The 12025-nt window shown below is 68.3% G+C and carries 16 protein-coding genes; 8 read left to right on the top strand and 8 right to left on the bottom strand.

The features are described from left to right. Positions 1-104: 104 nt before the first annotated feature. The gene (locus ACFPMG_RS12135) at positions 105-1034 is read left to right on the top strand and encodes a DMT family transporter (RefSeq protein ID WP_376995379.1); all 930 of its coding nucleotides are present in this window, start codon (positions 105-107) and stop codon (positions 1032-1034) included. A gap of 4 nt (positions 1035-1038) precedes the next feature. Here ACFPMG_RS12135 and ACFPMG_RS12130 read toward each other — a convergent pair whose 3' ends face one another. Then, a complete protein-coding gene (locus ACFPMG_RS12130) occupies positions 1039-1452 on the bottom strand; it encodes a YkvA family protein (protein WP_376995378.1) in 414 nt (137 codons plus the stop codon). Positions 1453-1608: 156 nt separating this feature from the next. Here ACFPMG_RS12130 and ACFPMG_RS12125 point away from each other — a divergent pair, with 156 nt between their 5' ends. Genes ACFPMG_RS12125 through ACFPMG_RS12110 form a run of 4 tightly spaced genes read left to right on the top strand, consistent with a single transcriptional unit; the run spans position 1609 to position 3625 of the window. Beyond that, a complete protein-coding gene (locus ACFPMG_RS12125; RefSeq protein ID WP_376995377.1) occupies positions 1609-2022 on the top strand; it encodes a rhodanese-like domain-containing protein in 414 nt (137 codons plus the stop codon). Between the two features lies 1 nt (position 2023). Beyond that, complete coding sequence (locus ACFPMG_RS12120; protein WP_109071831.1) at positions 2024-2458, top strand: VOC family protein; 435 nt, start codon at positions 2024-2026, stop codon at positions 2456-2458. 56 nt (positions 2459-2514) lie between these two features. Then, entirely contained in the window at positions 2515-2898 is a 384-nt protein-coding gene (locus ACFPMG_RS12115) for an antitoxin Xre/MbcA/ParS toxin-binding domain-containing protein (RefSeq protein ID WP_376995376.1), read from the top strand. Continuing rightward, positions 2858-3625, top strand: a complete 768-nt coding sequence (locus tag ACFPMG_RS12110) for an RES family NAD+ phosphorylase (protein ID WP_376995375.1) — start codon at positions 2858-2860, stop codon at positions 3623-3625. Before ACFPMG_RS12115 ends, ACFPMG_RS12110 begins: the two co-directional genes overlap by 41 nt. A gap of 69 nt (positions 3626-3694) precedes the next feature. Here ACFPMG_RS12110 and ACFPMG_RS12105 read toward each other — a convergent pair whose 3' ends face one another. The 5 genes from ACFPMG_RS12105 to ACFPMG_RS12085 form a co-directional block, all read right to left on the bottom strand. Then, entirely contained in the window at positions 3695-4930 is a 1236-nt protein-coding gene (locus ACFPMG_RS12105) for an argininosuccinate synthase (RefSeq protein ID WP_376995374.1), read from the bottom strand. 280 nt (positions 4931-5210) lie between these two features. Next, positions 5211-5522, bottom strand: a complete 312-nt coding sequence (locus ACFPMG_RS12100; RefSeq protein ID WP_114857868.1) for a hypothetical protein — start codon at positions 5520-5522, stop codon at positions 5211-5213. Continuing rightward, positions 5522-5758 (bottom strand): DUF805 domain-containing protein, encoded by a 237-nt coding sequence (locus ACFPMG_RS12095; protein ID WP_035669769.1) that lies wholly within the window; start codon positions 5756-5758, stop codon positions 5522-5524. The genes ACFPMG_RS12100 and ACFPMG_RS12095 overlap by 1 nt, the downstream gene beginning before the upstream one ends. Before the next feature lie 27 nt (positions 5759-5785). Continuing rightward, a complete protein-coding gene (rlmN, locus tag ACFPMG_RS12090; RefSeq protein WP_114857867.1) occupies positions 5786-6955 on the bottom strand; it encodes a dual-specificity RNA methyltransferase RlmN in 1170 nt (389 codons plus the stop codon). 78 nt (positions 6956-7033) lie between these two features. Beyond that, positions 7034-7582, bottom strand: a complete 549-nt coding sequence (locus ACFPMG_RS12085; RefSeq protein WP_376995373.1) for an invasion associated locus B family protein — start codon at positions 7580-7582, stop codon at positions 7034-7036. 404 nt (positions 7583-7986) lie between these two features. Between ACFPMG_RS12085 and ACFPMG_RS12080 the strand changes: the two genes are divergently transcribed. Together ACFPMG_RS12080 and ACFPMG_RS12075 are read left to right on the top strand one after the other, a co-directional pair. Continuing rightward, positions 7987-8562 (top strand): sigma-70 family RNA polymerase sigma factor, encoded by a 576-nt coding sequence (locus ACFPMG_RS12080; protein WP_376995372.1) that lies wholly within the window; start codon positions 7987-7989, stop codon positions 8560-8562. Beyond that, positions 8559-9245 carry a ChrR family anti-sigma-E factor gene (locus tag ACFPMG_RS12075; protein WP_376995371.1) on the top strand — a complete coding sequence of 229 codons (687 nt, stop codon included), beginning with the start codon at positions 8559-8561 and terminating at the stop codon, positions 9243-9245. Before ACFPMG_RS12080 ends, ACFPMG_RS12075 begins: the two co-directional genes overlap by 4 nt. 59 nt (positions 9246-9304) lie before the next feature. Here the strand turns inward: ACFPMG_RS12075 and ACFPMG_RS12070 are convergent, their stop codons facing one another. Together ACFPMG_RS12070 and ACFPMG_RS12065 are read right to left on the bottom strand one after the other, a co-directional pair. Beyond that, complete coding sequence (locus ACFPMG_RS12070) at positions 9305-10090, bottom strand: class I SAM-dependent methyltransferase (protein WP_376995370.1); 786 nt, start codon at positions 10088-10090, stop codon at positions 9305-9307. 52 nt (positions 10091-10142) lie between these two features. Further along, positions 10143-10727: an RNA methyltransferase gene (locus tag ACFPMG_RS12065; protein WP_145623014.1), complete on the bottom strand. Its 585-nt coding sequence runs from the start codon at positions 10725-10727 to the stop codon at positions 10143-10145. A 116-nt stretch (positions 10728-10843) separates the two neighbouring features. On the opposite strand from ACFPMG_RS12065, the gene ACFPMG_RS12060 reads away from it, so the two are divergent. Continuing rightward, positions 10844-11971 carry an asparaginase gene (locus ACFPMG_RS12060; RefSeq protein WP_376995369.1) on the top strand — a complete coding sequence of 376 codons (1128 nt, stop codon included), beginning with the start codon at positions 10844-10846 and terminating at the stop codon, positions 11969-11971. The last annotated feature ends 54 nt before the right edge of the window (positions 11972-12025 follow it).

Genomic DNA, 12025 nt, shown 5'->3' with positions numbered 1-12025 from the left:
TTGCACCCGGACCGATCCGAAGAGCAGGATAGCGATGCACGCTGGGGTGGCGTTTCCGGCAATGGAGCGCCACCCGCAGGCCGATCCGCCAGGGACGCGACCGATTGCCCACCCACGCGCTCACCGCCAAAGGTCCCGCCTCCGGCCCCGGCATGGCGGGAAAGCCGCTGGAGGCGGCCTTCTGGATGCTGGGGGCCGCCCTGTTCATCGCCATCGGCAACGCGATGATCCGCCATGTCAGCGGCGAGCTTCATCCCTTCGAGATCGTCTTCTTCCGCAACCTGTTCAGCCTGATGTTCATGCTGCCCTGGATCGCGGCGGTCGGGCTGGGGCGGCTGCGCACCAAGCGGGCGGGGCTCTACGCCTCGCGGTCGGCGACCAGTCTGGTGGCGATGCTGTGCTGGTTCTACAGCGTCACCCACATGCCGCTGCCGGACGCCACGGCGCTCAGCTTCACCATCCCCCTCTTCGTCACCGCCGGGGCCGCGCTGTTCCTGAACGAGACGGTGCGGACGCGGCGCTGGGCTGCCGTTCTGGTCGGGCTGGCCGGGGTGATGATCGTCATCCGCCCCGACGACGCCACCCTGGACCCGACGATCCTGGTCATGCTCCTGCATTGCGTCGCCGCCGCCATAACCACGCTCCAGGTGCGGGCGCTGGCGACCTCCGACGGGGTGATGGTGGTGGTCGCCTACATGGGGCTGTTCCTGACCCCGATGGCGCTGGTGCCGGCGCTGTTCGTGTGGGAGTGGCCGAGCTGGACGGCGCTCGGCTGGCTCGTCCTGCTGGGCGGCATCCTGACCTTGGGACAGTTGGCGATGACCCGCGCCTTCAAGCTGGCGCCGGCCTCGGCGATGATGCCCTACGACTACGCCCGCCTGCCCTTCACCGCCCTGCTCGCCTGGCCGCTGTTCGGCGAGGCCATGGACGTCTGGGGCTGGGTCGGGGCCGGGGTGATCGCCGCCTCCGCCCTCTACACCGCGCATCGCGACGCCGCGCAGTCACGCGCCGAGCGGAGTGCGGCCAAGGCGTGAGCCGTCAATGCTCCGCAGCAGGCTTCATCTGCTGTTCCTTGCGCAGAGCGGCGCGGGCGCGGTCCTCATGCTCGGGCTTCAGATTGCTCCGCACCGTATGGACGGCCGTGGCCAGCACCGCCGCGTCGTCCACGAAACCGACCGCGATCAGCCAGTCCGGGATCGAGTCCGCGGGCAGCACGAAATAGGCCAGCGCCGCCATCAGGATCGCCTTCGCCTTGAAGGGCGTCTGCGGGTCGGTCGCGCAGAAGAAGGCGGCCAGCGCCTGCTCCAGGAAGGGAACGCGGTGCAGGTTGGCGCGCAGCGTGTTCCAGAAGCGACGGCGGACGTAGCGCTCGTTCCGCTCCACGCGGACCGGGTCGATGACGGTGGGCAAAGCGGCGGCGGCTTCGGTGGGTCCGTCGGTGGCGATCGGCATGGCTTTCCCTGGGCTCCCCCTGCACCGGCCGCCCTTCCCGGTGGACCGGGCGGGGCGGCCTGTTGCACAGTTGCGTGGAATGACAACAGCGCAGACGCGCCAACGGTCCCGCCAAGGGTTCGACTACGGCCAAAGGGTCAAAAGGAGGAAACCGCCATGCCGATGAAGAAGGGCTACAAGGAGATGCTGGCCGAAGCGAACGGCCGCATCCAGGCGATCACCCCGCAGGAGGCGCTGTCCCTGCACGGCGACCCCGACGTGCTCTTCGTGGACATCCGCGACCCGCGCGAACTGACGCGCGACGGCATGATCCCCGGCGCCTTCCCGGCCACCCGCGGCATGCTGGAATTCTGGGTGGACCCGGACAGCCCCTATCACAAGCCGGTTTTCGCGTCGGGCAAGCGCTTCGTCTTCTACTGCGCCAGCGGCTGGCGCTCGGCGCTCGCCACCGACACCGTGCAGTCGATGGGGCTGGAGAATGTCTGCCACCTGGAGGGCGGCTTCAAGGGCTGGAAGGAGGCCGGGCTGCCCGTCGCCATGCCGCCCGCCACCGAACGCAAGGGAAGCTGAGATGGAACAGAGGGTCAGCCTGATCACGCTGGGGGTCGCCGACCTCGCGCGCAGCCGCCGCTTCTACGAGGAGGGGCTGGGCTGGACCCCCTCCCCGGTCAGCCAGGATGCCATCACCTTCTACCAGTTGGGCGGCGTGGCGCTCGCCCTCTTCGGGCGGGAGGCGCTGGCCGAGGACGCGCATCTGGCGGAGTCCGGCCCGACGTCGGGCTTCGGCGGCATCACGCTCGCCCACAACCTGCGCAGCAAGGCGGAGGTGGACGCCGTGATGGCCCAGGCCGAGCGGGCCGGCGGGCGCATCCTGAAGCCGGCGCAGGACGTCTTCTGGGGCGGATACAGCGGCTATTTCGCCGACCCGGACGGCCATCCCTGGGAGGTCGCCTGGAACCCCTTCGCCGCGCTGGGCGAGGACGGGAGCTTCAGGCTGGAAGGGTGATTTTGCTTTCCTTGGAAAGAATGCTATATTCTGATTTCTGAGGAAAGGAGGCGGCCATGCTGACGCATCAAGCGACGAACACCGCGCCATCCAACGCGCAGGTTGTCACCAAGGCTGTCCTCCGCGCTGCCGATCAGCTTGAGATTCCCAATACGATCCTTGCGAGGATCCTGGGCGTTTCGGAGCCCACGGTGTCGCGCATGCGCAAGCATGGCCTGACGCTGTCAACCAACGATAAGTCCTTCGAACTTGCAATTCTCTTCATCCGTCTTTATCGGTCGCTTGACGCCATTGTCGGCGGCGACCCGAACGTTGCCCGCGCGTGGCTGAGAAACGTCAATACAGCGCTGGACAACGGCAAGCCGCTGGATAAAGTCCAGACCATAACTGGGCTGATGCATGTCATCGACTATCTGGACTCCCGCCGCGCTGTCCTCTAACAGGCGCTCATTAACAGGCGGATGCTGGCGCTTAGTAGAAGCCCAAAATAAGGTTTCCACTCTCAAGCTGGTCGACAGCCTGGACGAACAGGATCTTCTGGAACGGTTGATCGAAGGCACGAAGCCCCCGATTCCCAACGAATGCCAGGGGCTTCACTTTCTCCTGTCCACACCGTTCCGCTACGACGCCCCCTACCCTACAGGATCACGATTCCGGCGTGCCGGCATGACGCCGGGTGTCTATTACGCCGCCGAATGCGTCCGCACGGCGGTCGCCGAACTTTCCTTCTATCGCCTGCTGTTCTTCGCGGAATCGCCCGACACGCCGTGGCCCGCCAATCCAAATGAATACACGGCTTTCTGCGCAGCCTACGAAACGGATCGGGGATTGGACCTGACCGCCCCGCCTCTCGACCGGGACACCGCGACATGGTCGCACCCGACCCATTACGAGCCCTGCCAGAGCTTGGCCGAGACGGCGCGGCAGGCCGGTATCCAGGTCATCCGCTACGCCTCGGTGCGCGACCCGGACAAGGGTGCCTGTCTGGCCCTGCTGACCGGCGCGGCCTTCCGGGAACCGAAGCCGGCCAGCTTCCAGACTTGGCGGATTTACTTGCGCGGTTCGGGCATCCAGGCACTGTGCGAGTTCCCAGGCATTCGCCTGGAGTTCAACCGTTCCACCTTCACCGGCGACGCCCGCATCGCCGCGATGCGCTGGGACCGCTGAGCCTTCCCCCAAAAGGAAACGGGAGGCTGCGAGAGCCCCCCGTCCTGAAAACATCAAACCCGCGAGCGCTTACTTGACGTTCGCGCGGGCCATGGCGCCCAGGCGCAGACGGAGCGCGTTCAGCTTGATGAAGCCTTCCGCGTCCTTCTGGTTGTAGACGCTGTCTTCCTCGAACGTCACATAGTCCATGCGGTAGAGGCTGTTCGGCGACTTGCGGCCGACGACCGTGACGTTGCCCTTGAACAGCTTCAGGCGGACCACGCCGTTCACCGGCTCCTGGGTCTGGTCGATCAGCGCCTGGAGCGCCTGGCGCTCCGGGCTGAACCAGTAGCCGCAGTAGATCAGCTCGGCGTAGCGCGGCATCAGCTCATCCTTCAGATGGCCGGCGCCACGGTCGAGCGTGATGCTCTCCATCGCGCGGTGGGCGGCCAGCAGGATGGTGCCGCCCGGCGTCTCGTACACGCCGCGCGACTTCATGCCGACGTAGCGGTTCTCGACGAGGTCGAGGCGGCCGATGCCGTTCTCGCCGCCCAGACGGTTCAGCTCGGTCAGCAGGGCCGCCGGGGACAGGGCCTTGCCGTCGATCGCCACGGCGTCGCCGCGCTTGAACTCGACCTCGACGTAGGTCGGGGTGTCCGGGGCCTTCTCCGGGGAGACGGAGCGGGTGTACATGTCCTCGAACGGCTCGACCCACGGGTCCTCCAGCGCCTTCCCCTCGTAGGAGATGTGCAGGAGGTTGGCGTCGGTCGAGTACGGGGCCTCGCCGCGCTTGTCCTTGGCGATCGGAATCTGGTTCTTCTCGGCGTAGTCGATCAGCCGGGTGCGGCTGTTCAGGTCCCACTCGCGCCACGGCGCGATGATCTTGATGTCCGGGCGGAGCGCGTAGTAGCCCAGCTCGAAGCGGACCTGATCGTTGCCCTTGCCGGTGGCGCCGTGGGCCACGGCGTCGGCGCCGACTTGGTTGGCAATCTCGATCTGGCGCTTGGCGATCAGCGGCCGGGCGATCGAGGTGCCGAGCAGGTAGGTGCCCTCATAGAGGGTGTTGGCGCGGAACATCGGGAACACGAAGTCCCGCACGAACTCTTCGCGCAGGTCGTCGATGAAGATGTTTTCCGGCTTGATGCCCAGAAGCTCGGCCTTCTTGCGCGCCGGCTCCAGCTCCTCGCCCTGGCCGAGGTCGGCGGTGAAGGTCACCACCTCGCATTGATAGGTTTCCTGGAGCCACTTCAGGATCACCGAGGTGTCGAGGCCGCCCGAATAGGCGAGCACCACTTTCTTGATCTGTTTGCCGGACGCACCGCTCATGGGACTACTCACGCGGGTGGGGAAAAATATCGGTGCCGGACAGTAGCCCTACGGCAGGAGCGAATCAATCGGTCCCGCTCATTAAGTCCCCTCTCCCCTCTGGGGAGAGGGTTAGGGTGAGGGGGTTGCGCTTCTGCCGAACGTACCGAAACGCACATCCCCCTCACCGGCTCTCGGCGGATGCCAGAGGCATCCGCCTGCCGCCGTCAGCGCTGGCTTTCAGCCAGCGCGAGAGGCCCTTCGGGCCACCCTCTCCCCAGAGGGGAGAGGGCTGGGGCACTCAATCCGTCCCGGCGTCGGCCGCAACGGTGCTCTCCGCGGCGGGGCGGGCGGGCGCCCGGTCCACGAAGGGCCAGCGGATGTAGGCGTAGAGCCACATCGCCAGGATGTCCGCCCCGTTGATCAGCAGGACCAGCGCCCACAGCGGGCTGCGCCCGCCCTTGGCCAGCACCCAGCCGCCGAAGATCAGCTTCAGCATCAGCAGGATCGCCATGACGAGGTTCGCCGTCCACGGGTCGGTGGACATGATCGCCGCCCAGGGCTGCCAATAGACGGCGTTGAGCAGGGCGACGACGGAGTCGAGCATCTCCATCACGCGGCCCTCCGCGCCTTGCGCGTCCGCGCCGGCCCGTCGACCAGGACCCGCGCCGGCCAGCGCCGCACCGTCAGCAGGCCCAGCACGCCGACCAGCCCGATCACCGGCACGAAGATCACCAGCGCCCACCAGGGCGAGAAGCCCGCCCGACGGAAGATGCGCATCAGCGGCCAGACCGCCGCCGCGTTGAACAGGAACAGGATCAGGCCGGGATCGACGGCGAACTCAGGCACGGAGCACTCCCAGGGATAGGTCCGGCCTTATCCGGCCAGCGCCGCGTCCTTCTCGGCCAGCACCTTCTCGATGGCGGCGCGGTCGGCGGCGGACAGGCGGACGGACGCGCTCTTCAACTGGCCGCAGGCGGCCATGATGTCCTCGCCGCGGGTGGTGCGGACGGGGCTGGCGTAGCCGGCGTTGTTGACGATGTCGCCGAAGACCTGGATGGCCCGGTCGGTCGAGCGCTCGTAGGGGGCGCCCGGCCAGGGGTTGAAGGGGATCAGGTTGATCTTCGACGGGATGCCCTCCAGCAACTTCACAAGGGCGCGGGCGTCCGCCGGGCTGTCGTTGACGCCCTTCAGCATCACGTATTCGAAGGTGATGCGCCGCGCGTTGTTCAGGCCGGGGTAATTGCGGCAGGCGTCCATCAGCTCCTTCAGCGGATATTTCCGGTTGATGGGCATGATGATGTCGCGAAGCTCATCGGTCACGGCGTGCAGGCTGACGGCGAGGTTGACGTTCAGCTCCTCGCCGCAGCGCTTCATGGCCGGGACGACGCCGGAGGTCGAGAGCGTGATGCGGCGCTTCGAGATCGAGATCCCGTCGCCGTCCATGACGATCTTCAGCGCCTTGGCGACGTTCTCGTAGTTAAAGAGCGGCTCCCCCATCCCCATCATGACGATGTTGGAGATCATCCGGCCGTCCGGCGGCGCCGGCCATTCGCCGAGCGCGTCGCGGGCCAGCATGACCTGCGCCACGATCTCCGAGGCGTCGAGGTTGCGCACCAGACGCTGCGTGCCGGTGTGGCAGAAGCGGCAGGTCAGCGTGCAGCCGACCTGCGAGGAGACGCAGAGCGTGCCGCGGTCCTCCTCGGGGATGTGGACGCTCTCCACCTCCTGCCCGTCGGGCATGCGCAGCAGCCACTTGCGCGTGCCGTCCACCGACTTCAGGTCGCGCACGACCGTCGGGCGGGCCACGGCGTAGCTCTCCGCCAGCTTCTCGCGCACCGGCTTGGCGAGCGTGGTCATCACCGCGAAGTCGGTGGCTCCGCGGTGGTAGATCCAGTGCCAGAGCTGGCGGGCCCGGAATTTCTCCAGGCCGACGGACAGCATTTCGGCTTCCAGCTCGTCGCGGGACAGGCCGACAAGGTTCTTGCGCCCGTCGGCATCGACAGCCGGCAGGGCAAAGGCAGCAGCATGGTTGGAGGCGCTCATGGCCCCCTAAATAGGGCCACGAGCGTCCGGAGTCAAAAGACGAAACGAGAAGCGACCAAGTGAAAAGAGCAGCGCTGCTCAGCGCTTCACGCCGCAGGCCTGGTTGATCGCGTCGTAAGCCTGGGCGAAGCCGTCGGTGCTGTAGGTGTCGGTGGTCTTCGTGCCGCGGCCCGAAACCCCCTTCACCACCATGGACTTGCCCTTGGCGTCGCGAATCGCGGCGGTGACGGCCTTGTCGGTGTCGGCGTCGCGCGCCCAGGCGGTCTCGCCGTCGGTGAACAGCTTGAAGGACTTGCCGGCCACGTCCAGCGTGGACTCGCTGTCCTTCTTGAGGGGATAGCCGACGACGACGCTGACGACGTCCAGCGCCTTCTCCGCCGGGCGGTGGGTCACCAGCACATAGATGTCCCCGCGCTTGGCCGCGGCGGGTTCCTTCTTCTTGGGCTGGCTGGACAGGTAGCAGACCTTGTGCCCGCCCTCGTCGAAGGCGAAGGCGTTCCAGTCCTTGAAGGTCCCCAGCAGGCGCGGGTCGGCGGCGGCCGCCGTCGCAACGGTTGCGGCGAGGATCGGACCGGCCAGAAGCAGAGCGGCGCCGGCGGTGCGACGGATGGTGCGAATGGGCAACATCGGTTGGCGAAGGCTCGAATGGTTTCGCGGACGGGTTCGGGAGTGGGTGGGACCCTACCCCAATTCGGTGAGGCTTTCCAGGGCCGCCGCCCCGTCCCGGCGGCGAAGTCACGGGTTGTTCCGACAGCCGGTCCTGCAATCGATCGCTCGATTTCGTATCGAAAGCCGGTGATCCGATGGCCGGCGGGGCGCGTAGAAGGCCCATCGAACGCCCGACGGAACGCCGCAGCCCACCCATGACACGACCGGCCGCCCGACCACATGACGGTGAATACGACGCGGGAGAGCGCCAAACACGCTTTGCAGCGGGGCGCCCCGCGCACCATGTGATGCGGGGCTTGCCCCTGTGCGCAAAGCCCTTGCGCGCAGAGACGGTGCCCCCGAAGACGTGCCCGAAGACGTGGATGCAGGATCTTGGTTCCCCAGCCGCCGGCGCCGACCGGACCTTCGAAGAACTGCTGACCGCGGTCGGGCGGGACCGCGACCGCACGGCCTTCGCGGCCCTGTTCGGGCATTTCGCCCCGCGGTTGAAGGCTTATCTGCGCCGCCAGGGCTGCGACGCGGGCGGTGCGGAGGAGTTGGTGCAGGACGTGATGCTGTTGGTGTGGCGCCGCGCGGAAACCTATGACCCGACCCAGGCCTCCGCCGGCACCTGGGTGTTCACCATCGCCCGCAACCGGCGGATCGACGCGCTGCGGCGGGAACAGCGGCCCGAGATCGACCCCGCCGACCCCACGCTGGTGCCCGACCCGATGGAGAGCGCCGACGACGGGGTGGCGGCGCGGGAGACCGCCGGACGGCTGCGGGCCGCGCTGAAGACCCTGCCGCCGGAGCAGGCCGATCTGCTGCGTCTGGCCTATTTCGAGGACAAGCCGCACAGCCTGATCTCCGCCGAACAGGGCATTCCGCTGGGCACCGTCAAGTCGCGCCTGCGGCTGGCCATGGAACGGCTGCGCAAGGCCATGAGGGATTCCCAATGACCGTGCCCACCCACCATCCCGGCGACACGCTGCTGATCGACTATGCCGGCGGCGCCCTGGGCGAGGCGGCGTCGCTGATCGTGGCGACCCATCTGGCGCTGTGCCCCTGCTGCCGTCTGAACGTCGCCGAGATGGAGGCGGTCGGCGGCGCCCTGCTGGAGAGCATCGAGCCGGAGGAGGTCGACCCCGCCTGCCTGGAAACGGTTCTCGCCCGGCTGGGCGACCTGCCGCCCCTGCCCCGCGCGCCCCGGCCGAAGCTGGTCTGCCAGCCGGCCGAGGTGCCGCTGCTGCCCGAACCGCTGCGCCGCTACGTCGGCAACGACCTGTCGCGCCTGCCCTGGAAGCGGCTGATGCGCGGCATGGACTGCTACGACATCCCGCTGGGCTTCCCGCTGGAGGCCGGCTCCGAACGCCGCGGCAAGGCTCGGCTGATGCGGCTGGCGAGCGGCGTCGGGCCGCCCCACCACACCCACCGCGGGATCGAATTGACCCTGGTGCTCGACGGCGGCTTCACCGACGATCTGGGCCAGTTCGCCCGCGGCGACCTGTCCGTCGCCGACGACTCCGTGCGCCACCGCCCGGTGGCCGACGAGGAGGGCTGCCTGTGTCTGGCGGTGACCGACGCGCCGCTTCATTTCACCGGCGCGCTGGGGCTGATCCTCAACCCCTTCGTGAAGTTCTGAGTCCGAGAGCCGGGCTTCACGGCTGAAAAGCGACAGAAGCGATCATCTGTCCAAGCGCGTCACTCGATGCGCACGATGTTGACCGAGCCGTCCGCTCCCTTGTCGAAGCGGTAGCTGCCGCCCTGCGCGGCCATCTGGTTGAAGACGTCGACCACCCGCCGCGACCGGGCCGCCTGATGGGCGTGAAGGGCCAGCAGTTCCGGATGGACCAGCCCCATGCAGGACAGCGGCAGCCCTTTCCCCCGCATGGCGGCCAGGCCCGGGTTGGCGGCGATGCCATCCGGACTGGCGAAGATCACCGTGTTCTGGCGGTACCAGAACTCGACGGACGGATCGGCCCACAGGACGGGCCGCAGGATGTCGAAGGCCTCGTAGCCGCGGGAGAGGAACTTCCCGGCCCAATGGCTCTGCCACTGCTCGTTGATGTGGCCGTTGCCCCCCTGGCCTGGGATGGCGGCCCCGAACAGCACCACGTCGCCGTGGCGGCAGAGATCGTCGACGAAGCCTTCGGCCCGCTCTTCCGGCAGATGCTCGGCGACCTCCAGCGACAGGACGAGGCCGAACCGCCGTCCCAGATCGAAGGGCTGCGACAGGTCCTGGGCGCGGAAGCGGGACGGATCGATGCGCAGACGGTCGCGGCGCACATAGTCGCCGTCCAGCCCCTGGACGTCCGCGATCCCCGTCTCCGCAAAGGCCCGCAGGAAGGTGCCGACCCCGCACCCGACGTCCAGGACCGAGTCCGCCCCCACCCAGCCCAGCACCAGCGGCGCTATGACCCGCGCGGAGCGGAGCGACCCTTCCTCCTGGATGTCGTAGAAGCGGTCGTCGTAGAGCGGGTCGGACATCGAACGTCTCCTTCGCGGCGTGGCGGTTCCTGGACTGTGGAGCCTCTCCGGATCACTCGTCGTCGCGGACGATCACCGGCTTCTGGATGCCGCGCATGCGGCGGCGGCGCTCCGGGTTGCGCATGATCTGGCGGCCGTGCTGGTGATCGCGCAGCGGCTCGGTCGGACCGCCGACGCGCACCGGGCGTTCCGCGAAGCGGCCCAGGCTGATCATCCGGTCGTACATCACCAGCGCGCCGGCCACCCCGACGTTGATGCAGAACTTCATCGGGATCTTCACCGTGAAGTCGCAGCGCTCCAGCAGCGGTTCGGACAGGCTGCCGCGCTCCGGACCCAGCACGTAGGCGGCGCGGGTCGGGTGGCGGAAGCTGGGCAGTTCCACCGCGTCCTCGGTCAGCTCCACGCCCACAAGCTGGCAATCCTTGGGCAGGGCCAGATCGGCCACGCGGTCGTAGACGTAGAGCGGCAGATGCTCCGACGCGCCCGAGGTGTCGACGATGTGCGCCTCGTGCAGGTCGGGTTCCGGGTCGATGGCGAAGAAGAAGGAGGCGCCGAAGGCGTGGGCGGAGCGCATCAGGTTGCCGACGTTGCCCGGCTTGCTGATCCGCTCCACCCCGATGGCGAAATATCCACGCATGGCTGCACAATCACTCGTAGTTTCGGCCCGCACATAGCGCGAATCAGCCGTGATCCGGCGGGTCCGACGGTGCGACACCTTGCCTCGCGACCCGGAGAGAGGCAAGCTCTCCACCCATGAGCCACGACCATTCCTCCTGCTGCGGCGGCCACGGTGACCACCACGGCCACGCCGACCATGACAACTCCGCCGAGGGGCACACCCCCGCCGAGGGGCACGCCGACCTGTCCGGACCGCCGGAGGCGCCGATCCTCGTCGAGGTGACGCGCGGCGGCATGGTGGAATCCGTCCATCGCGGGCGCGCCTGCATCGTCGATTCCGACGGGCGTGTGCTGGCCCAGTGGGGCGACATCCAGGCGCCGGTCTACCCGCGCTCCGCCATCAAGGCCATCCAGGCGATCCCGTTGGTCGAGACGGGCGCGCTGGACGCCTACGAGCTGGGCGACCAGGAGCTGGCGCTGGCCTGCTCCTCCCATCATGGCGAGATCCGCCACACCCGCATCGCGGAGGCCTGGATCAAGCGCATCGGCCTGACCGTGGGCGATTACGAGTGCGGGGCGCATCTGCCGACCGACACCGAGACCGCCCACGAGATGATCCGCCACGGCGAGACGCCGACCGCCTTCCACAACAACTGCTCCGGCAAGCACGCCGGCTTCCTGACCACCGCCCTGCACAAGGGCGAGCCGACCAAGGGCTACGTCCGCTTCGACCACCCGGTGCAGCAGCGCATCCTCGGCGTGATGGAGCAGATGACCGGCCAGGACCTGTCGCAGGCCCCCTGGGGCGTCGACGGCTGCGCCATCCCGACCATCGGCATCCCGCTGGGCGCCATCGCCTACGCCATGGCCCGCATCGGCGACCCCAAGGACCTGCCCGATTCCCGCGCCGAGGCGGTGGCCCGCATCCGCCGCGCCTGGCGGTCGCACCCGCACCTGATCGCCGGCAAGGACAGCTTCGACACCGGCATGATGCAGGCGGCGGGCGGTCTGGTGCTGGTCAAGGGCGGGGCCGAGGGCGTGGGCTGCGCCGTCCTGCCCAAGCAGGGCCTGGGCATCGCCCTGAAGATCGACGACGGCACCCCGCGCGCCCGCGAGGTCGCCCTGGCCGCCCTGATCCGCGCCACCAAGGTCCTGTCCGACGAGCAGTGGACGCGGGCCGGCCAGCTCATCAACCAGCCGGTGACCAACCGCAACGGCCTGGAGGTCGGCGTGGTCCGCCCGGCGGAGGCCGCGGCGGGGTAAGGTCGGAAGTGTCGGGCGGGGGGGCCGGCGCAACCACTCCCCCCACCCTCCCCC

It is taken from the genome of Azospirillum himalayense, assembly GCF_042657465.1.
Lineage (GTDB): Bacteria > Pseudomonadota > Alphaproteobacteria > Azospirillales > Azospirillaceae > Azospirillum > Azospirillum himalayense.
This window is presented reverse-complemented; position numbering and strand designations above follow the sequence as displayed.

Excerpts from the sequence above, each read along its gene's own strand:
- ACFPMG_RS12130 (WP_376995378.1), bottom strand. The coding sequence starts at position 1,452 with ATGCCGATCGCCACCGACGGACCCACCGAAGCCGCCGCCGCTTTGCCC.
- ACFPMG_RS12125 (WP_376995377.1), top strand. The coding sequence starts at position 1,609 with ATGCCGATGAAGAAGGGCTACAAGGAGATGCTGGCCGAAGCGAACGGC.
- ACFPMG_RS12120 (WP_109071831.1), top strand. The coding sequence starts at position 2,024 with ATGGAACAGAGGGTCAGCCTGATCACGCTGGGGGTCGCCGACCTCGCG.
- ACFPMG_RS12115 (WP_376995376.1), top strand. The coding sequence starts at position 2,515 with ATGCTGACGCATCAAGCGACGAACACCGCGCCATCCAACGCGCAGGTT.
- ACFPMG_RS12110 (WP_376995375.1), top strand. The coding sequence starts at position 2,858 with ATGTCATCGACTATCTGGACTCCCGCCGCGCTGTCCTCTAACAGGCGC.
- ACFPMG_RS12105 (WP_376995374.1), bottom strand. The coding sequence starts at position 4,930 with ATGAGCGGTGCGTCCGGCAAACAGATCAAGAAAGTGGTGCTCGCCTAT.
- ACFPMG_RS12100 (WP_114857868.1), bottom strand. The coding sequence starts at position 5,522 with ATGGAGATGCTCGACTCCGTCGTCGCCCTGCTCAACGCCGTCTATTGG.
- rlmN (WP_114857867.1), bottom strand. The coding sequence starts at position 6,955 with ATGAGCGCCTCCAACCATGCTGCTGCCTTTGCCCTGCCGGCTGTCGAT.
- ACFPMG_RS12085 (WP_376995373.1), bottom strand. The coding sequence starts at position 7,582 with ATGTTGCCCATTCGCACCATCCGTCGCACCGCCGGCGCCGCTCTGCTT.
- ACFPMG_RS12080 (WP_376995372.1), top strand. The coding sequence starts at position 7,987 with ATGCAGGATCTTGGTTCCCCAGCCGCCGGCGCCGACCGGACCTTCGAA.
- ACFPMG_RS12075 (WP_376995371.1), top strand. The coding sequence starts at position 8,559 with ATGACCGTGCCCACCCACCATCCCGGCGACACGCTGCTGATCGACTAT.
- ACFPMG_RS12070 (WP_376995370.1), bottom strand. The coding sequence starts at position 10,090 with ATGTCCGACCCGCTCTACGACGACCGCTTCTACGACATCCAGGAGGAA.
- ACFPMG_RS12065 (WP_145623014.1), bottom strand. The coding sequence starts at position 10,727 with ATGCGTGGATATTTCGCCATCGGGGTGGAGCGGATCAGCAAGCCGGGC.
- ACFPMG_RS12060 (WP_376995369.1), top strand. The coding sequence starts at position 10,844 with ATGAGCCACGACCATTCCTCCTGCTGCGGCGGCCACGGTGACCACCAC.